The organism is Mesorhizobium sp. B2-6-1 (assembly GCF_006440475.1).
GTDB lineage: Bacteria > Pseudomonadota > Alphaproteobacteria > Rhizobiales > Rhizobiaceae > Mesorhizobium.
In genome coordinates this window covers 134595-153413 of the sequence record NZ_VFUH01000003.1, presented here as the reverse complement: position 1 = coordinate 153413, position 18819 = coordinate 134595, and the positions used below count along the sequence as shown (strand labels likewise).

The window sequence follows — 18819 nt, the reverse complement described above, 5'->3', positions numbered from 1 at the left end:
GCGTGGTATCCCTGTCTTGTCCCGCAAAGGGGTCGATGCATGTTGACCCAGGGCATGAGCCCGACTGGTTAGGAGGCCAATAGCGGACGCGCGACTCCGAAGATATAAAAACCATAGGCCAACGTTATCCTGCGGTCCAACTCGAGGCGTAACACCCAAGTGACAACTACTCGTTTCCTTAGTATCTGGCGATCGCTCTCCGGTGTCGGCATGGCCCTCGGCATGCTATTCTTCGCGGCCGCCCTGACGCCGACGCTCGTTCCCCGCACCGACCTGACGCAAGGCGTACTGGCGGGTGCGTGCTTCGCCATCGGCTACAGCCTTGGCGTCGCCTTGCGGTGGCTGTGGAAATACCTCGAGATTCCGGAACTGCCGCCACGGCCGCGTTTGCTGTCCAAGGCGATTATCCTGGTCCCGTGCCTCGGCCTTGCCGTTGTGGCACTGTGGCGATCCGGCGCGTGGCAGAACTCCATCCGCGCGGTGATGGGCATGCCGGCTGTCGATGGCGCTCATCCCGTCAATGTCTGCGCCCTGGCCATTTGCACCTTCATCGTCGTGCTCGCGCTGGCGCGCCTTGTCGCTTGGCTGGTGCGCGCCATCGCCGGGGCACTGAGACGCTACATACCCCGGCGCCTGGCGAATGTCGCCGGCGCCGCTGTCGCCGTGCTGCTCATCTGGTTGCTGGTGAGCGACGTTGCGATCCGCGCGATCTTCGGCGCGCTCGATTCCTCGTTCGCCAAGTTCGACGCACTCATGGAACCGGAGCGCCAGCAGCCGAGCGAACCCTCCAGGACCGGAAGCCCCGCCTCGCTGGTCAGGTGGGACGAGCTCGGCCGCGCCGGCCGCGAGTTCATCGCGGACGGTCCCGCCGCCGCCGAGATAGGGACCTTCACCGGCCGGCCGGCGCAACAGCCGGTCCGGGTCTATGTCGGGCTGGGAGCGGCGAACAGTGCGCAAGCCCGCGCGAAACTCGCGCTGGAGGAGCTGAAGCGGGCGGGCGGCTTCAGCAAATCCACGCTTGTGGTCATCACGCCGACCGGGACCGGATGGATCGATCCGGCCTCGATGGATGCGCTCGAATATCTGTGCCGCGGCGATGTCGCCAGCGTCGCCGCGCAATATTCCTATCTGAGCAGTCCGCTGTCGCTGCTGGCGCAGCCGGAATACGGCGCCGAGACGGCCCGGGCGCTGTTCCTCGAAATCTACGGCTACTGGACCACCCTGCCGAAGCAGTGGCGGCCGAGGCTTTACCTGCACGGGCTCAGCCTTGGCGCCATGAACTCCGAAAGATCGGCCGGGCTGTTCGAGATATTCAGCGATCCGATCAGCGGCGCACTCTGGAGCGGCCCGCCCTTCGAAAGCCGCATCTGGCGCTCGGTGAGCGATACGCGCAACAACGGCTCGCCGCAGTGGCTGCCGATCTTCCGCAATAGCAGCCTGGTCCGGTTCATGAACCAAAGCGGCCCGGCGGTGGCGCCCGACACGCCCTGGGGCCCGCTGAGGATCGTCTACCTGCAATATGCCAGCGACCCGATCGTATTCTTCGATTATCGCGACGCCTACCGGCAGCCGGATTGGATGAAGGCGCCGCGCGGGCCGGACGTCTCGCCGCAACTGAGCTGGTACCCGGTGGTGACCATGCTGCAGCTCGGTCTCGATATGGCCGTGGCGACAACCACGCCGATCGGCTACGGCCATGTCTACGCGCCGCAGGACTATGTGGAAGCCTGGAGTGCGGTGTTGGGCGTGAAGGACTGGTCGCGACAGGACCTCGCCGCCCTCAAAACCCATCTTGCCAGCAAGGTTGCAGCACAGGCCGACAGAGGCGGCTAGCTGGGGCTTCAGGGCACGGCCGAAATCAGCAGGAACATGGCGAATATGCCGAGATGGACCACTCCCTGGAGTCTCGTCGTGCGGCCCGTGCCGAGCGTGGGCGTGCTGACGAACATGGTGAGCAGAAGAAACACCGCGAGCCCCGACATCCGTTCAGGCTCATGATGCAGTCGATTTGCCACTGACATAAATGGCGGAAAACGGCAGCGGGCGTAGGGAGCCCGCTGCCGCCAGGAGCGAGGCACGACGACGGACTGACGTGCTCGGCTCCTTGTTCCCGCAGCGGCTTGGCGGCAGACATCGCCGCGGGAAATTGCTGGATGTTCGCGGCTATCGCGGCGGCAGCATTTGGGGCGGGCGCCCTGAAACCAACAGGCTCCAGGCCGCCTTCTGTCAGGCCTTGCCCACGGGCAGCGCGACGAACCGGCTCGAGTCGTCGCGGGTGATCTGCATCAGTACGGCCTTGCGGCCAGCCTTGGCTGCATCGGCCATGGCCTTGGAGACGTCATCAGTGGTGTTCACCTTGGCCGAACTGACGGCGGTGATGACATCGCCCGGCTGGATGCCACGATCGGCCGCATCGCTATTGGGATCCACATCGGTGACGACCAGTCCTTTGCCATCGTCTGACTTGGCGATGGTCAGGCCAAGATCGGCCAATGCGTCGGCCTTGGCAGGCGCGACCTGCTTGCCGTCATCGCCGGAGGCCTGCTTGTCGCTGGACGGCAGTGTGCCGAGATCGACCTTGATCGTCCGGCTTTTGCCGTCACGAAATACGGTAAGATCGACCGATTTTCCCGGCGCATAGGCGCCGATCGTGCGGGCGAGTTCCTTCGGCGAGGCGACATCCTTGCCGTCGACCTGGGTGATGACGTCACCGGCGGCAATGCCTGCCTTGTTGCCGGGACCAGCGTCCTGGGCGTTCGAGACCAGTGTGCCCTTGTCGGATTTCAGACCAAGGGATTCAGCAATTTCAGCGGTGACCGGCTGGATCTGGACGCCGAGCCAACCTCGCTTGATGGAGCCTTCCTTCATCAGGTCTTCCACGACCTGCTTGGCGGTCGAGGCCGGGATGTCGAAACCAATGCCGACACTGCCGCCCGACGGCGAGAAGATGGCTGTGTTGATACCGATCACCTGGCCATTGAGATTGAAAGTCGGGCCCCCCGAATTGCCATGATTGACCGGAGCATCGATCTGGATGAAGTCGTCATAGGGGCCGGCGCCGATATCGCGGCCCCGAGCGGATACGATGCCGGAAGTGACGGTGCCGCCGAGGCCGAACGGGTTGCCGACTGCCACCACCCAATCACCGATGCGGATCTTGGAGTCGTCGGCGAAGTCGACATAGGTGAACTTGCCGCCGCCATCGACCTTCAGCACAGCCAGGTCCGTCCGCGGATCGGTGCCGACCAGCTTGGCGTCGAGTTCCTTACCGTCACTGGTGACGATGGTGAAGGACGAGCCTTCCGAGACGACGTGATTGTTGGTGACGAGATATCCGTCCTCCGAGATGAAGAAGCCTGAACCCTGTGCCACCGGGCGCGGCTTGCCGTCACCATGTTTGAAGCCGCCCTGCTGCCGGTTGTCGGGCAGGTTCTCGAAACCATCCTGATCGTCGGAACCGTCGTCGGCGACCGGCTGGACCGTGGACTTGACCTTGACGCTGACGACCGCCGGCGAAACCTGCTCGACGACATCGGCGAAGCTCGGCATCTGCGGCGCCTGGACATGCACCGCGTCGGCCAGCACGGGGGCAGTGCCGGAAACAACAGCTCCGACGCCTACAGCGCCTACAGCGCTCAGCGACACTACAGCCGCCGCCAGGCGCCGACGAGTTCCGGAATGCGAATTGGGGACAATATTCATGGGGTTCCATCCTTTTGAGTGAGATGCACTGAGCATCCTTGGCCAGGATGGTTAGAAGAACCTACATTACGGCATCATTGCCATATCATGAAAGTTTTGTCATTTTCATTCCATAGTATTTATAAAGACAATATGTATAGTTATTTTCACTAATATTGCAAATTTGTAACTTGCACGTTCGATTATTATTCAATTCTGTGACATCGAATTCGGTGGATTTGCGATGTCACGACAATCTAAATCGACACTAGAAAAAGTGAATGTGCCTTCCGATTTATTCGGAGTTTACGCGACATTGGGCCGGGGCTTGCCGGGCGGCGATTTCAGATCGAATTTCATCGCGAGTTCTCTATGTGTTGATTGCATGGCAGGCCATTTGAAGGTAGCGCGCATGGCATTGGGCGCGCCTTTGTCGCCGGGACGCCAAGAGGCCGCTCCGGGCAGTGATTTTCCGCAGGGTGAGAGCCTCCCCAGGAGGTGATTATCGTCCAAGCGAGGCGTCGAGAGGGTCTGTCGCTAGCTCGCTAAAGACCGGCGCACCGCTACCATACCACTGGCCCTCCGTCCCGCATCGCCACCGGCATTCGAGCAACACTGGTGGCGCCTGTCGCGACGGGCGTCATTGGCGGAAAGACATGCTGTTCGACTAGCCTCATTCATACCGCAAGCAAGAAATAAACGCTCGATCCACGTTTGGGATTCACCGCATATTCCAAGAAAACCAGGTACTGCCTTAAATTACTTGGCTTTGATGCCATCCGCAGCAGCAGGTCGCACGGCGGGATGAAGTCCACGGAGAAGCATATGAGGCGCATCATCGTCGCTGCGATCATCGCAAGCATGGCAGCCCCCACCTGGGCAATGCCCGTCGGAGCGCTAAGGCCGTCGGTTTCCGATACGGTCACGAACATCGACCTAAGGAGGCCTTCCCGCCATCGACCGGGACATGGAGTACGGCCACCGCACCACAGGCCGCCCCATTATCGGCCCTCGCGTCCGCCACGCCATCACCGGCATTCGAGGAACAATAGCGGCGCCGTCGCCGCGGGCCTCATTGGCGGAATGCTGCTCGGCGGGATGGCGATCTCGGCTGCCCGCCAGCACAATCACAGCGCTTGGAACAACCATGTGAACTGGTGCTCGCAGCGGTACCGCTCCTACCGGGTCTCGGACAATAGCTGGCAGCCCTACAATGGCCCACGCCGGCAGTGCATCTCGCCCTTCTGAGTGCGCTCTGGGCTCGCTGGTGCTAGGAAGCCTACTGGGATTTGTTGAAACGGCTGAATGCAAGCTTGGACGGGAGCAAAAGCGAGCCTGGCAAAGGCCGGCGGGGCCATTGGCGTGAGCCAGCGGAAGTATCCCGCCTGTTCAAAGAGCATCTCCGCGAAGGCGTTTGCCGATCAATTGATACATGTCCGGCGATCTGGTCGATGCGACGAATCTCGGTCCGAAAGTCGCAGGTCCGCAGGGAAGACATGGTTCTCTGTTTTCATCCACGTCGATGCGCCAGTTGGGAGGACTATTGTGCTAAAAAATCTATCGATCGCGGCAATCAGCGCCATCATGATTGTAAGCTTCAAGCATTCCGCGTTTGGCACGTCGATCGGCGTGGGCAATCCCTACCCAGTCAGTCACTACGAGTGCCAGGACGGCACGCGTCTGGCAGTGCGTCTCCTCGGGGATCGCGCTTCTGTATCCGTCAACGACGCGGCCGAGGTCGATCTGCCCTCCATGGGACCGGAAGGAACGACGTATTCGAACGGTCAGTGGACGCTGACCATCATACAGGGACGCCTGTCCTGGGGTGTTGGCCGAGCTGTGCCATCTCTATGCGCCGGCGGTTGAGCCTCCCACCTCAGGAAAACTGATGACGACTATCCAGTTCGGTCGCGCACTTCATCGCAGCTTTCGAGATCCAGATACGCGTCGGCTCCTCGTGCATTGCAGTGTTTCTGGACGCCTGGTGCCTCGGCGCGGCCGGCGGCAGGAACAATGGCACCCATGACAATCTCCATCCGTCAAACCAGCGGTTAATGCATGTCGCCCAGAAGTGCGCAGCGGTTCTGGGACAACGATATGCATCAAAACAAAGACTTAAAGCGAGTCGCCTGAATCTGTTTCGACGCGACACGCTTTAATCCCAAGAGATGCGCTTCGACAATAATACCGAAAACGCACGCGCTCTGACGGCAGTGCATAAAATGCAAAGAATCCAGAAACTAGGCATTGTGTCTCCAAATATCCGAGCCACCATGCAGAATTATTGACAACGTGTTCGCATGCGCGTGATGTCGGCTTAATTCACCAAAGAGGACGAAAGATATGCGGAGATATGCACTAGCTGCCCTGTTAAGTGCCGCACTCGGCTTTGGTATTCCTCTTGCCGCTGTGTCCCCAGCGGGAGCTGTGACCGTAAATATAAATATCGGATCAAACCTTAACAACGGCCGCGCGATTACTTGCGCTCAAGGCCAGCGATTGATTCAGAGCAGAGGCTTCAGGGACGTGCGTCGCGTGGACTGCCGGGGACGCAATTTTGTTTATCACGCGCGTCGCATTGGCGGCAGCACTTTCGAAATAGTGCTGAATGCCCGTACTGGCCGCGTGGTGGATTTCCACCGCATTCGTAGATGACTCAGAGAGGCAAGGGAATGACGCAGTTGTCCGAGACCCAGCAACCCAGACGATCTGCGTGGACGAACTCGGCGATCGGAATCGTCTTTATCCTGGCAGGGATCTTCGTGTTGGGCGATCTGGCGCTGGCCACGACCATCAGCGCACTTGTCCTGGGAATTGCGATCGTATGCGCCGGCTTTGTCGAGATCGCCCTCGCCATCTGGGCCGGCGGGTGGCGTGGTTTTCTCTGGCAGACGATGCTCGGCATCCTGTACGTCGTTTTTGGCTGCCTGCTCATCAGCTTGCCGGTGCTGGGATCTATCATCCTCACATGGGTGCTCGGTGTCGTGCTCGTGATATCTGGGCTCGGAAGAATGTCTTTGAGCCTGCGCTACCTGTCCACCGACCGATGGATGATGCTTGTTTCCGGCCTGTTCGGTCTCGCGGCTGGCTTCTTGATACTCATCGGATGGCCATCGACCGGGGTTTGGGTGATTGGGGCGTTCATGGGTATCGACCTAGTTCTTCACGGCCTGGGCTGGCTCGTTACAGGCTTTCGGCCAACGGATACGACCCGATGATCCAACCATTTTCACCGTGACCGTTACCCGCTTTGCGGCATTGGCTCCTGTCCTGCCGCGACGGTTCCCAAGCGCGGCAAGCTTTTTGCGTAGGGTTTCATTTTGTCCTGGACGTCGCGAACGGCCCGTCGATGCGCACGATGCCGCATGATCGGGATCAGCCACCCCTCGAGACCAGCAGCGCGCCTCTGATCACATAGGAGAAGTTCGGGCGGCTCCGGACGAGAATTCGTCGCGACAAAGCCGAGCGCAACGGACGAAGCGGCCGACAACCAATGTCGAGACCGCAGGCTTGCCAGTCGGACAGGCAAGCAAAATGAGACGTGCTGCACACTATTCGGATTTCCGGCTCAATCTTTCACCTTCTAGGATGTGTATTACGTGCCCTTGGAAAGTCTTAGCCTAGGAGGGCCCCATGTCCGATTTGATCGTCATCGTCTATCCAAACGAGGCCAAGGCTGAAGAGGTACGTCAACGGCTCATAGGACTTCAAAAGGAATACGTTATTAAACTTGGCGACGCGGTTATTGCCACGAAGACCGAGGCGGGTGCGATTAAGCTCAATCAACTTGTGAATACGACGGCGGCAGGCGCTGTATCCGGTAGCTTCTGGGGCTTGCTTATCGGTGTTCTCTTCCTGAATCCGCTGATCGGGCTTGCGGTCGGCGCCACCTCCGGAGCCCTTGGCGGCGCTTTGACGGACGTGGGTATCAACGATGCGTTCATGCGCGATCTGTCAGCCAGCATCCAGCCTGGGGACGCTGCCCTGTTCGTGCTCGCGCACGAGATGACAGCGGACAAGGTGCTCAAGGAGATCCAGGCCTTTGGCGGTGTGGTGCTTAAGACGTCGCTGGATGAGACGAAGGAGCAGGTTCTGCGCGATGCGCTTCAACGCGCTTCGGCGATGGCCGGCCAAGGCGCGGCCGCGACCGCCTGACCGCGGTCACGGAATATCCCGGAATCGGAACTCTGCTGGTCGGCAAGGGCGATGGATGGCCGGATAGCAAGTGGGCGATGCAAGCATGTCCGGCCTTGAGACAGCGGCCCTGCTTTTGATTGAAGCCATCTGCGGCGCGGGCGGAGCTTTCGCTACGACTTGGTTTTGGCGCATGGCTGCGCTGGGTTGGAAATCTGTCGCGGCGGCTGGCGTCGTGGGAGGACTGACCCTGACAGGGCTGGCCGGTCGGATTCCCGCCTTGGCAAACTTCCTCGGCAACGTCGAAAATGCTGTCGATGCCACCGCTCGTGGTGTCGGCACCCTCACGCCCGGCGTGCTGATTGGCGTCGGCATTGCCGGCCTTCTTGGCGGCATCCTGTCGGTTTGTATCATCGGCCTCGTCCGGGGCGCGGGATCCGGACGTCGCTAGGGGCCCGGCCAATCGAATTTCCTGGCGGCAATCACGCGTTCCGCCGATCGGCGGACCCAAGCAACTGAGCGATCCAAAGGGTCGCCGGCGATTGCGAGCAAAAAGTAACCAGCGCGATGGTGATGGGCACACCTATGAACGCGCCGAACACACCCCAAAGAAACGACCAGAAGAAGACCGAAAACAGCACCACAAAAGGCGACATCGCCAACACGTAACCGGCAACCCGCGGTTCTATGTAGCTGCCGATGACGAACTGAATGATGTTGAGGCCGGCAAAAATCGAGACGGCGGCCTGTGGCGATCCGAACTGCGCGAGCGCGTAAAGCGTCGGCAAGAATGTCGCGACGAACGGCCCGATAAACGGAATATAGTTCAAGGTGAAGGCGATAACGCCCCACTCGGCGGCAAACCGCAGTCCGAAAGCCGCCGAAAGCGCCCAGACCATCGAACCGGTCGCAAGGCTCATCAATGTCCGAACCAGCATGTAACGTCGCCATTTCGATGCCGTCTGACTGCTGCCGTTGATCAGTGCGGCCGCCGCCTGGGCGCTCAGCGCTACACGAGCATTGCGAGCCGCCGCTTCAGCGTCGAGAAGACCCAGAAGCACGTAAACGACGACAACGATCCAGAACGAGATCACGGTGTTCAGCCTTGCGGTCACGCCTTGAGCTATCCGCACGAACCAGCCGACATTGAAATGCTCGGCCCAGGCGCCGGCCATCACGACACCGTGCCCTTCCAACCACTCGGCGAGTTGACTGTAGAGTCCTTGAAAGCGGGCGCTGTCGGCGAGGACCGATCGGCCAATGCGGCCAAAACCCCAACTCGCGATCGATGCAAAGGCGAAGAATGCCAGGACGACGACACAGACGACTATCGCCAGTGCGATCAGCTTTGGAAGAAGCCGCTGCAGGTTGCGCTGCAATGGCCACACCAGCGCGATGAGGAAAAGAGCGCACACGACTGGCGCGAAAATTGAGGCAGCGGCCTGCAGCGCCCATATGACGGCGATAACCGCCAGAATATACGTAGGCGCAAAGAGCGTTCGCTTCGCCATGGTATAGTCTGTTCCCGGCCGGCTGGATGGCGTTACAGACAACTCCGAAATTGGTCCGGAAGCTTGCTCAGCGCCCAGACCAATGTTCATCGATATCGCTTTACCAGCTCGATTCGTGCTGAATAAAGCTGATCTTACGCATCGCGCCTAGCACCGTTTTGTGATGGGTCGACCCTGACGATCGCGAACCGTGTGACCCCAGCGATCACGAACCCAGCATTCGCGATGATGCGCGCGCGGTGCCGTCGCAGCGCCGACCACAGCCCCTGTGCCGCCACCGACCGCCGCGCCTACAAGGGCACCTCGACTGCCGTTTGCAAGGCCGCCGATGACCGCACCCGTTCCGGCTCCTGCCAACGCCGTGCCTGCTGTTCGCTGTTCCGTGGCAGTACAACCCGCGGCCATCAGAGCCAAAGCAGAAACGAATATAATACTTCTCATGGTTTCATCTCCCGGGTACATTTACATCCGCTCGCCAACAACGAGCATTCCGTCCAAACAATGTGCCGATTGTTCCTAAACGATTGGGAGCGACTCCAACGCTCTATGAGCAATTCTGGGGTAGACGGTCTTTATGTGCTGGAGGCCGTCCGACAGGCATGGCCTTCAGACTATTTGGGGGCCGACCGGCCGCCTGTACCGAGCCTGGCCGGATTGCTATCAATAGTCGACCGCATCACGAATGATGGGACATGTCATGCAATGACCCCCGCCTCGGCCACGGCCGAGCTCCGCGCCTGAGATAGTGATGACTTCTATGCCTTCCTTGCGCAGCAGCGTATTTGTGTACGTGTTGCGATCGTAGGCAAAGACGACACCAGGCGAGGCGCAAACCAAGTTGGCGCCGCTGTCCCACTGGGTGCGCTCGCGCATGTAGTCGTTGCCGCCGGTTTCAACGACGCGCATCTTCTTGAGACCAAGCGAGTCACGCACCGTCTCAATGAAACTGCCTTTGTCCTTGTGGAGTTCGACGCCCCCCTTGCCGTCAGGGCGATAGGAGAATGCGTCAATGCCGTTGACGATGTCCGGATACATCAGCACGCAGTCGCGATCGGCAAACGTGAATACCGTGTCGAGATGCATCGCCGCGCGCAGCTTAGGCATTGCGGCGACGATCACACGTTCGGCAACTCCTTTCTCAAACAGGGCCGCCGCCACTTGGCTGATAGCCTGGCGCGAAGTGCGCTCGCTCATGCCGATAAGCACATTGCCCTTGCCGATAGGCATCACGTCCCCACCCTCGAATGTGGCAAGCCCCCAATCCCTGGTCGGGTCACCCCACCAGACATTGACCTTGCCGGCGAAGTCCGGGTGGAACTTGTATATCGACGTGGTGAGGATGGTCTCCTCGTGGCGAGCAGGCCAATAAAGGGCGTTCAGCGTCACGCCGCCATAGATCCAGCAGGTGGTGTCCCGGGTGTAGAGCGTGTTGGGCAAAGGCGGCAGCAGATATTCGTTGACGCCGGCCGCGTCACGGATCAGCGCCAGTTGTTCGCCGCCGATGCTTTCCGGGAATTCGAAGGTCGACAGCCCGCCGATCAGTGTTTCAGCGAGGTCGCGATTAGAGAGGCCGTCGAGATAGGAGCGGACCTCGTCGATGAGGCCGAGGCCGACCTGGTTCGGTACGATCTGCTGGTCGAGGATCCACTTCTTGGCTTCCGGAATGGCGACCGTCTCGGCGAGCAGATTGTGCATCTCGACCACCTCGACGCCCCTGTCGCGCATCTTGGTCATGAAGTCGAAATGATCGCGCTTGGCATTGTCTACCCAGAGCACGTCGTCGAAGAGGAGTGCGTCACAATTGCTGGGTGTCAGCCGCTGGTGGGCGCGGCCGGGAGCGCACACCATGACCTTGCGCAACTGACCAACCTCTGAATGAACGCCGAATGAAGTATTGTTTGTCATGACCTTCCTTCTTTCTGTTCAAGGTGCGATGGCGCCCGTCAGCAGCCCGTAGGCTCCGATCAGGCCAGCGATGAGCGTGGCGGCGAACACGAAGAGTTCGGCGAGCGTGAACAGCTGCAATTTCTGCTCGCGCCGCGCCCAGACGTAGAGGATAGTTCCGGGCGCGAAGAGGACGGCAACAAGCAGCACGTATTTGAGCCCGGCGGCGACGAACATGAAGACCGTGTAAATCACCGCGATCCAGGCGAAGATCTGGTCGCGGCCGCGCTGATCCGGCGTCTTTTCATAGCCAACGCCGCTACGAGCGAGCAGGATGCCGTAGCCAGCCACGAGCAGGTAGGGCAGCAACGCGGTGACGCTCGTCATGTCGAGCATGAAGTTGAACGCGTCCCGCGACCAGTAGGTGGAGATCACGAAGAGCGACACGACGATGTTGGTGAGCCAGAGTGCGTTAGCGGGAACCTTGTTGCCATTCTGCGCTGCGAAGAGCCTTGGCATGTCCTCCGACTTCGCCGCCGCGAACAGCACCTCGGCGCAGATTAGGGACCAGGCGAGATAGGCGCCGAGCACCGAGATCAGAACGCCGATCGAGATGAAGACCGCACCCCAGTGACCGACGACCGCTTCGAGAACGCCGGCCATCGACGGCTGCTGGACACCGGCGACAGCCGATTGCGGCAGAGCCGCGTAGGGCAGCAGCGTGACCGCTACCATCAGGCCTGTGACGCCGACGAAACCGAGAATCGTCGCCGTACCGACGTCGGAACGCACCTTGGCAAAGCGGGAATAGACGCTGGCGCCCTCGATGCCGAGGAAGACGAAGACCGTGATCAGCATTGTGTCGCGCACCTGGGCGATCAGGGACTTCGGCGGCATGTCCAAGCCGCCGAAGAAATTCTCGCGGAACTGCCCGAAATGAAAGAAGAAGATCAGGAGCAGGATGAAGACCAGGATCGGCACGATCTTGGCAATCGTCACGACAGTATTGATGAAGGTCGCCTGCTCGACGCCGCGCAGGATCATGAAGTGGAAAGCCCAGATGCCGATCAACGAGACGATGATGGCGATGGCGCTGCTGCCGTCCCCAAAGATCCCGGGAAAGAACCGCCCCAGCGTCGAGCCGATGAGCACCCAATAGAAGACGTTGCCCAGGCAACTACCGAGCCAGTAGCCGAAGGCGGACAGGAAGCCCATGTAGTTGCCGAAGCCGGCCTTGGCATAGGCGAAGACGCCTGAGTCGATGTCTGGCCTCTTCTCGGCCAACGCCTGGAACACCCGCGCCAGCATGTACATGCCGGTTCCCGCAATTGCCCAGGCGATGATTGCGCCGAACGGACCTGTCGCAGTCGCGAACCGGCCAGGCAGATTGAAGATGCCCGCGCCGACCATCGATCCCACAACCATGCTGGTCAGCGCAAACAGCGAAAGCTTCTGATTTTCGTTTGAAGTCATAAACCGCTCTCCTGGCTGCGCGAACCAGAGTTCGCGATCAGACGCCTCGCCGACACGTCTCGGTCCAGCAAGGTTATGTCTGATCAGAAGCAGTAAATGCGAATATCGGCAACCGGTTAAACGAGCCAAGGCAAAGGTTTTGGACGTCAGGTATACTAGTGGGATTTTATGCCAATCACGTGGGCGCCAGATTCGAGATAGGTTGCAGGCGTAACAATGAGGCCGCTGGACCGCCGTCCGCCAAGGAATTGTTGATCCAAATTCAATGAACTCGACCGTTCAGCAAAAATTCTCGATATGGACCCTGACGGCTATGGTCGTCGGTTCGATGGTCGGCGCGGGCATCTTCTCTTTGCCGCAGGCTTTTGGTCGCGAGACCGGTCCGTTCGGGGCCATGATCGCTTGGGCCATCGCTGGCGTCGGAATGCTGATGTTGGCCTTCGTCTTCCAGACCTTGTCGGTTCGCAAGCCGGACCTCGATGCGGGCGTGTATGCCTATGCCAAGGCCGGCTTTGGCAACTATCTCGGCTTCCTCTCGGCCCTCGGTTACTGGTCTGCCGCCGTTCTCGGCAACGTTTCCTATTTCGTGCTGATAAAGTCGACGCTGGGGCTTTTCTTTCCTGTGTTCGGCGATGGCAATACCATCACGGCGATCGTCATTTCCTCGATGCTTCTGTGGATCGTACATTCGCTGATCCTGCGGGGCGTCAAGGAAGCGGCGGCGATCAACACCATTGTCACTTACGCCAAGATCATTCCGATCTTTCTCTTTATCATCTTCGTTATCTACGGCTTCAGCGCCGATGTCTTCACGGCCAATTTCTGGGGCGGGGAAGAAGTCAGCGTTGGCAGCATCGCGAGCCAGGTTCGCGGGACCATGTTGGTGACCGTATTCGTCTTTGTCGGAATCGAAGGCGCGAGCGTCTATTCGCGTTACGCACGCAACCGCGGGGATGTCGGGGTCGCGACGCTCCTTGGTTTTCTCGGCGTGCTCTGTCTGCTTGTGCTGGTCACCATTCCCTCCTACGGGATCATGCTTCGTCCTGAACTGACAGCGCTGCGCAATCCCTCCATGGCCGGCGTATTGGAAGCGGTGGTCGGGCCATGGGGCGCCAAGTTCGTCAGCTTCGGCCTGCTGATCTCCGTTGCCGGTGCCTATCTGTCCTGGGTGCTGCTGGCCGCTGAAATCCTGTTCACCGCATCACATCACCAGACCATGCCGCGTTTTCTTGCGTATAGAAACAAGCATGGCGTGCCGTCGCGGGCGCTCTGGCTGACCAATACGGTCGTGCAGGTTTTTCTGGTCCTGACGCTCTTTGCTCAACAGGCCTTCAGGCTCGCTCTCGAGCTGACCAGTTCCATGATCCTCATCCCATATCTTCTTGTCGCCGCTTACGGGGTCAAGCTCGCATGGGGCGGCGAGAGCTACGAGAACGACCCCGTAGCGCGGCGTGTCGACTTCGCAAGGGCGGCGATAGCATTGATCTATACGGCCGGTCTCATCTACGCCGCCAGCGCCAAGCACCTGCTGCTCTCGGCCGTCATCTACGGACCGGGCACGATCCTCTTCGTCATGGCTCGGAAGGAGCGGGGGCAGAGGGTGTTTACTCCCGCCGAGATGGGGATGTTCGTCGTCGCCGCACTTGGCGCGGTCGCGGCAATCTACGGCATCCTTGCCGGCGCCATCGCAGTCTAGGGCCCAAAGCTGTTTCGCAGCAGAAGACCACTCAGCGTGTGCGCCCTGCTGTCAGGCTGGCTGATCTGCTGCGAGCTCGTGGCTTGGGCGCCTTGCCAGCCTTCCACGCGTGCCTCCTTTGGCGTAATGCCGAATTCCTTCCTGAACATCCGGCTATACGCCGATGGATCCGTGAAGCCCCAATCCCCGGCAATGGCGGAGATCGGGCGCCCATCCAAGCTGTTGGAAAGTATATCGCGTGTCTTGAGCAGGCGTTTGTGGCGAATATAATTCGAAACACCTCCGGCCGGTTCGAATATCCGGTAGAGGCGAGAGCGGGACACACCGAGTTCGCGGCAAAGCCTGTCGGATGCCAAGGACTGATCATTCAAACTTTGTGCAATGATTTTGGCAGCGCGCTCGGCGATCACGGCGTCGATCACACGCTTCGCCTCGGTGATGCGGTCATGTGATGGCGACACGCACGCAGCCAGCAGATTGGTGGTGGCAGTGGCAATGTGCGACACATCCACGGCCCTCAGATCGGAAAAGGAACGGTGCAGCAGAAGCATGTAGTCTGCCAGGAGTCTTTTCGACTCCTCACGTATTTCAATCCTGGACGATTGGATGAAAGGCAGGTCGCGTGGCAGGAAAACGGCAAGGAGGGCGTCGTTCTCCATCACGCATTCGTAGGGCTCTGCAAAAGATTGCAGGGTCGTTCTCACGACCTGCCAACTTCCAGGAAGCCTGCCCTTGGACAAGGGCAGGCTCAAATACCAATTGTCCACCGAAGGGTTTTTCAAATGCCGCCAGCGACAGCGGTAGCCACTGCCAGGCAATTCGAGGAACATGACAGCCAACGTTCCCAGATCCCACACTGTTTCATGTGCTGGAAACGAATGGCTCCGTTCTTGCATAAGTTCAGTGTCGGCAACGCCTTGATACCAGGTTCGAAACAGGTCGAATTGCTTAGCAGGTGGTGCCGTGGAGGTATCGATGTCGACGGCGCATTGCAGGGACTTCTCGGCACCTGCTCCTCCAGATAGCCCGGCGGCATGAACCATAGCATCCATAGCAACTATCCGTCTTTGTTGGTGCAACACGGGTTATTGCAAGAACATTAGTTCATTCTAATATATACAACTCCGGCAAGCAATGTTGAAGGTGGATGTAATACCCTGTCTACTACCAGCATAGAAGCATGTTAATCAATCGTTAACATGCCATCTGGCCCATTTGAGGTATCCACCAGGAATTCGTGAACTGGGCTTAATTGTACCCGACGGAAGTTGTGGAGGTGGCTGCGTGATATCCGAGGCTTATCAGACCGGTTGTGGTGGCTCTCAACTCAGTATGCAAGGCATCCCAATCATAGACCACCAGTCCATTTTTCTTGTTGGAGGCTGTACTCCCTGAAATGTCTTGTGGGACTAATGCCCGGATACCACGCGCACAACGGGAATCGGTAAGGACGATCTAGCCGCCCTCGCAGGCGTCACCGCGAGATCTGCAGCATGATCCTCATCGGCAGGGACCACACAGCCATGGCGCATGAAACCAGCGAGGGCCTCGGACGTCGCGACTTCATGATCGCATCGGTCGCTACCATCGGCGCTGCCGCTGCGCTCATGGCCGGGCCGGCGCAGGCGCAAACGGGCTCGGCACCTGCAAGCGCGTCTCCCGCAGGGACGTCGGGGACCGTCTATACCGGCGATGTCATCGACGGAAAGAAGGTCATCAGTTCGCTTGACATCTCGGATCTGAAATCAGGCAAGCACAGCTTTTATTTCCAGGGCGTACAGATGCCGACGGGCCAGCACTGGTACGTCTCGGTGATGGTCGCCAAGGGGGCAGCCCCAGGCAAACGACTGGGGCTGATGAGCGGCGTGCATGGCGATGAAATGAGCCCCATTCAAACCGTGCAATCCGTAATGCGTGAGCTCGATCCGGCCGCGATGTCGGGATCGGTGGTGGCGGTACTCGACATTTCGCGCCCCGCAATGGAAGGCATGGAACGGAGATGGCCGAATTCGGGGCGCGGGATCGACCTGATCGACATCAATCGGTTGTTCCCTGGCAACGAGGACGCTCCCGACGCGCCGACGCGCCACGCCGGCCTGATATTCAACCGGCTTCTGCGGTCAAACCTCGACTACGGGATCGATTTTCATACAGCCGCCACGGGCATGGACGCGACGGCGTTCCACCTTGCGCGCATGGATCTCCCCGAAGTGCGGGCGATGGCGGAACTCTATCCGGTCGATCAGATTTTCGACAACTTTGGCGAGCGAGGTCTTCTCGCCAATGCCCTCATCGATGCCGGCATTCCCGCCTTCACGCCCGAGATCGGCAAGCCGCGGATCTTCGATCACGACATGATCGCCCTGTTCGTCGAAGGAACGATGAACGTCATCAAGCACCACGGAATAATTTCAGGCCCTATCGGCAGAACCAGCAAGGATTCGAGCGTTTTCGTCGCGGACGGCATGTTTCCCGTCACCGCGACGCATGGCGGTTTCGTCGAATTGTTGGTCGAACTCAATGAGACCGTTCGGCCCGGACAGAAAGTTGCAGTCCAGAGGAACACCTTCGGCGAAATCGTCGCGGAATATTTCGTGCCTCTCGGCGGCGAAGTCGGCGCCAGGCGGACCGATGCAACAGCCGAGTCGGGGACTCCGATCGTATTCCTCATCTTTGACAGCGCCAATCCTGTCGGCGGCGATGTGTTGGTCGAGTAACGGGACCTGAAACGACAAGAACCGCGACACGAAGCGCCGTCCGGCAGGTGTCAGTGTCGCTCAACCGAAAGCAAAAGACATGCTGCGGCTAGGCTCGAAGTACGGTCACCTCGTTCACAGTTCCGGTTGCGGTTGTCTCAATCCCGATCTTCAACGAGTCTCTCGTCGTCTGGAGGCCTTTTCCAGGCGTAGTTTTCTCTCCGGTTTCGGGGCTGCCGCCATCGCCGGGGTGCTGACAAAGCCGTCCTTCGCGCAGACGGCCGCGCCCCCTTCCAAGATCCTGTTTCGCGAAGTCCGGCTATTCGACGGCAAGTCGGGTACGGTGAAGGACGGAGCGCAAATCCTGGTGGAGGGCGGCAGGATTTCCGGAATCGATATGACGAACGCCCCTCCCCCGGAGGACGCCACCGTCATCAAATGCCGCAATGGCGTTCTCATGCCAGGGCTCATCGACGCGCATTGGCATGCGATCTTCGCGGCGGTCCCGGTCAACATCCTGCTTAACGGCGACCCGGGGATTATCTTCGCAGCGTCCACCGCCGAGGCGGATCGCACGCTCAGTCGCGGCTTCACCACCATACGCGATCTGGGAGGTCCCTCCTTCTCCTTCAAGCAGGCTATCGACACCGGGCTGATCCCTGGCCCGCGCATCTATCCCTCCGGCGCGATGATCACGACCTCCGGGGGTCACGCCGATCTTCGCCTGCCAAGCGAGATTCCGCGCGACGGCGGCAAGCTCAGCAAAGGTGAACTCCTGGGGGGAGCGGCCATCGTCGACGATATCGGCGACCTGAAGATGCGGATCCGGGAGCAGCTTCTCCAAGGCGCGTCACAGATAAAGTTGGTGGGCGGCGGTGGCGTATCATCGCCCCGCAGTCCGCTGGACATCGTCACCTTCAGCGAAGAAGAGCTGCGGGCAGGCGTCGAGGTGGCACAGGATTGGAGCACCTACGTTACCGTGCACGCCTATACGTCTCGCGCGATACGACGCGCGCTGGCAGCTGGGGTGCAGTCGATCGAGCACGCGCATCTGATGGACGAGGACACGGCGGCGATGATCGCCGAGAAGGGCACATGGCTAAGCACCCAGCCCTTCCTGACGGCGGAGGACACCGGCCCGCTGACGGGACCTAGCGCCGACCGCGCCCAGGAGCTTTTCTCAGGGACGCCGAGGATATATGCCTTCGCTCGCAAGCACGGCATCAAGACGGCCTGGGGTTCCGACGTGCTGTTCTCGCCTGCGTTGGGTCCGCGCCAGAGCATGATGCTCACGCATTTGGCCAACTGGTACAAGAACGCCGAAGTCCTGCAGATGGCCACCTCCGGCAATGCCGAGCTGCTCGCACTCTCCGGTCTGCGCAACCCTTATCCGGGCAAGCTCGGCGTCATTGAGGAAGGAGCTTTCGCGGACCTCTTAGTCGTGGACGGCAATCCGCTCGACGACATCCGGCTGATCGAGGATCCGCATAGGAACTTCGTCGTCATCATGAAGGACGGCCGGCTTCACAAGAGCACCCTTTGAGAGCCAGCGGAAAGCCGTATGCCGCCTTCACTTCCCAGCGATCAGTTAATCCGGCACGACCTCATGGTCCTGACGAAGCAAGCCCGCGAGAAAATCTCGACTAGGCAGTCGTCGTCATCGGGAAATCTCGCCGCGAGGCAACCAGACAGGCTCCTGACGCTCCGTCCGGCAGACTTCTTCCTGATACTTTCCATTGAGCGC

16 protein-coding genes and 1 pseudogene are annotated in these 18819 nt (G+C 59.9%); 9 read left to right on the top strand and 8 right to left on the bottom strand.

From position 1 onward, the window contains the following. The first annotated feature begins 210 nt into the window (after positions 1 to 210). Positions 211 to 1833, top strand: a complete 1623-nt coding sequence (locus FJ443_RS08435; RefSeq protein WP_140663494.1) for an alpha/beta-hydrolase family protein — start codon at positions 211 to 213, stop codon at positions 1831 to 1833. 8 nt (positions 1834 to 1841) lie between these two features. Here the strand turns inward: FJ443_RS08435 and FJ443_RS08430 are convergent. The 3 genes and pseudogenes from FJ443_RS08430 to FJ443_RS31615 form a co-directional block, all read right to left on the bottom strand. Beyond that, a pseudogene (locus tag FJ443_RS08430) lies at positions 1842 to 1967 on the bottom strand (ionic transporter y4hA); the annotation flags it as partial. Between the two features lie 259 nt (positions 1968 to 2226). Beyond that, positions 2227 to 3702, bottom strand: coding sequence for a Do family serine endopeptidase (locus FJ443_RS08425; protein ID WP_140663492.1), 1476 nt, complete (start codon positions 3700 to 3702; stop codon positions 2227 to 2229). Positions 3703 to 4358: 656 nt separating this feature from the next. Next, complete coding sequence (locus tag FJ443_RS31615) at positions 4359 to 4613, bottom strand: hypothetical protein (RefSeq protein ID WP_224618816.1); 255 nt, start codon at positions 4611 to 4613, stop codon at positions 4359 to 4361. On the opposite strand from FJ443_RS31615, the gene FJ443_RS32045 reads away from it, so the two are divergent. The 5 genes from FJ443_RS32045 (at position 4507) to FJ443_RS08395 (ending at position 8266) form a co-directional block, all read left to right on the top strand. Continuing rightward, a complete protein-coding gene (locus FJ443_RS32045) occupies positions 4507 to 4929 on the top strand; it encodes a BA14K family protein (RefSeq protein WP_318012677.1) in 423 nt (140 codons plus the stop codon). The two genes, FJ443_RS31615 and FJ443_RS32045, sit on opposite strands and share 107 nt — an antisense overlap. Before the next feature lie 57 nt (positions 4930 to 4986). Continuing rightward, positions 4987 to 5547, top strand: a complete 561-nt coding sequence (locus FJ443_RS31610; protein ID WP_224618818.1) for a hypothetical protein — start codon at positions 4987 to 4989, stop codon at positions 5545 to 5547. Between the two features lie 806 nt (positions 5548 to 6353). Continuing rightward, entirely contained in the window at positions 6354 to 6899 is a 546-nt protein-coding gene (locus FJ443_RS08405) for a DUF308 domain-containing protein (protein ID WP_181167676.1), read from the top strand. Positions 6900 to 7314: 415 nt separating this feature from the next. Further along, positions 7315 to 7836, top strand: coding sequence for a DUF1269 domain-containing protein (locus FJ443_RS08400; protein ID WP_140499392.1), 522 nt, complete (start codon positions 7315 to 7317; stop codon positions 7834 to 7836). An 85-nt stretch (positions 7837 to 7921) separates the two neighbouring features. Beyond that, entirely contained in the window at positions 7922 to 8266 is a 345-nt protein-coding gene (locus tag FJ443_RS08395) for a hypothetical protein (protein WP_140499394.1), read from the top strand. Positions 8267 to 8297: 31 nt separating this feature from the next. Here FJ443_RS08395 and FJ443_RS08390 read toward each other — a convergent pair whose 3' ends face one another. From FJ443_RS08390 to FJ443_RS08375, 4 genes are all read right to left on the bottom strand, one after another. Further along, a complete protein-coding gene (locus FJ443_RS08390; RefSeq protein WP_140663828.1) occupies positions 8298 to 9326 on the bottom strand; it encodes an AI-2E family transporter in 1029 nt (342 codons plus the stop codon). Between the two features lie 147 nt (positions 9327 to 9473). Next, entirely contained in the window at positions 9474 to 9731 is a 258-nt protein-coding gene (locus FJ443_RS32040; RefSeq protein ID WP_348640292.1) for a YMGG-like glycine zipper-containing protein, read from the bottom strand. 255 nt (positions 9732 to 9986) lie between these two features. After that, positions 9987 to 11231 (bottom strand): arginine deiminase, encoded by a 1245-nt coding sequence (locus FJ443_RS08380; RefSeq protein ID WP_140559915.1) that lies wholly within the window; start codon positions 11229 to 11231, stop codon positions 9987 to 9989. Positions 11232 to 11249: 18 nt separating this feature from the next. Next, positions 11250 to 12683 (bottom strand): basic amino acid/polyamine antiporter, encoded by a 1434-nt coding sequence (locus tag FJ443_RS08375; RefSeq protein WP_140663490.1) that lies wholly within the window; start codon positions 12681 to 12683, stop codon positions 11250 to 11252. A gap of 265 nt (positions 12684 to 12948) precedes the next feature. On the opposite strand from FJ443_RS08375, the gene FJ443_RS08370 reads away from it, so the two are divergent. Further along, entirely contained in the window at positions 12949 to 14379 is a 1431-nt protein-coding gene (locus FJ443_RS08370) for a basic amino acid/polyamine antiporter (protein ID WP_140499401.1), read from the top strand. Here FJ443_RS08370 and FJ443_RS08365 read toward each other — a convergent pair. After that, positions 14376 to 15431 (bottom strand): helix-turn-helix domain-containing protein, encoded by a 1056-nt coding sequence (locus FJ443_RS08365; RefSeq protein WP_140556217.1) that lies wholly within the window; start codon positions 15429 to 15431, stop codon positions 14376 to 14378. The genes FJ443_RS08370 and FJ443_RS08365 overlap by 4 nt on opposite strands. Before the next feature lie 471 nt (positions 15432 to 15902). On the opposite strand from FJ443_RS08365, the gene FJ443_RS08360 reads away from it, so the two are divergent. Together FJ443_RS08360 and FJ443_RS08355 are read left to right on the top strand one after the other, a co-directional pair. After that, a complete protein-coding gene (locus FJ443_RS08360) occupies positions 15903 to 17096 on the top strand; it encodes a succinylglutamate desuccinylase/aspartoacylase family protein (RefSeq protein WP_140663825.1) in 1194 nt (397 codons plus the stop codon). Positions 17097 to 17175: 79 nt separating this feature from the next. Continuing rightward, on the top strand, positions 17176 to 18618 hold the full coding sequence (locus tag FJ443_RS08355) for an amidohydrolase family protein (RefSeq protein WP_140663488.1): 1443 nt from the start codon (positions 17176 to 17178) through the stop codon (positions 18616 to 18618). Positions 18619 to 18819 lie beyond the last annotated feature (201 nt).

Excerpts from the sequence above, each read along its gene's own strand:
- FJ443_RS08435 (WP_140663494.1), top strand. The coding sequence starts at position 211 with ATGGCCCTCGGCATGCTATTCTTCGCGGCCGCCCTGACGCCGACGCTC.
- FJ443_RS08425 (WP_140663492.1), bottom strand. The coding sequence starts at position 3,702 with ATGAATATTGTCCCCAATTCGCATTCCGGAACTCGTCGGCGCCTGGCG.
- FJ443_RS32045 (WP_318012677.1), top strand. The coding sequence starts at position 4,507 with ATGAGGCGCATCATCGTCGCTGCGATCATCGCAAGCATGGCAGCCCCC.
- FJ443_RS31615 (WP_224618816.1), bottom strand. The coding sequence starts at position 4,613 with ATGTTCGTGACCGTATCGGAAACCGACGGCCTTAGCGCTCCGACGGGC.
- FJ443_RS31610 (WP_224618818.1), top strand. The coding sequence starts at position 4,987 with ATGCAAGCTTGGACGGGAGCAAAAGCGAGCCTGGCAAAGGCCGGCGGG.
- FJ443_RS08405 (WP_181167676.1), top strand. The coding sequence starts at position 6,354 with ATGACGCAGTTGTCCGAGACCCAGCAACCCAGACGATCTGCGTGGACG.
- FJ443_RS08400 (WP_140499392.1), top strand. The coding sequence starts at position 7,315 with ATGTCCGATTTGATCGTCATCGTCTATCCAAACGAGGCCAAGGCTGAA.
- FJ443_RS08395 (WP_140499394.1), top strand. The coding sequence starts at position 7,922 with ATGTCCGGCCTTGAGACAGCGGCCCTGCTTTTGATTGAAGCCATCTGC.
- FJ443_RS08390 (WP_140663828.1), bottom strand. The coding sequence starts at position 9,326 with ATGGCGAAGCGAACGCTCTTTGCGCCTACGTATATTCTGGCGGTTATC.
- FJ443_RS32040 (WP_348640292.1), bottom strand. The coding sequence starts at position 9,731 with ATGGCCGCGGGTTGTACTGCCACGGAACAGCGAACAGCAGGCACGGCG.
- FJ443_RS08380 (WP_140559915.1), bottom strand. The coding sequence starts at position 11,231 with ATGACAAACAATACTTCATTCGGCGTTCATTCAGAGGTTGGTCAGTTG.
- FJ443_RS08375 (WP_140663490.1), bottom strand. The coding sequence starts at position 12,683 with ATGACTTCAAACGAAAATCAGAAGCTTTCGCTGTTTGCGCTGACCAGC.
- FJ443_RS08370 (WP_140499401.1), top strand. The coding sequence starts at position 12,949 with ATGAACTCGACCGTTCAGCAAAAATTCTCGATATGGACCCTGACGGCT.
- FJ443_RS08365 (WP_140556217.1), bottom strand. The coding sequence starts at position 15,431 with ATGGATGCTATGGTTCATGCCGCCGGGCTATCTGGAGGAGCAGGTGCC.
- FJ443_RS08360 (WP_140663825.1), top strand. The coding sequence starts at position 15,903 with ATGGCGCATGAAACCAGCGAGGGCCTCGGACGTCGCGACTTCATGATC.
- FJ443_RS08355 (WP_140663488.1), top strand. The coding sequence starts at position 17,176 with ATGCTGCGGCTAGGCTCGAAGTACGGTCACCTCGTTCACAGTTCCGGT.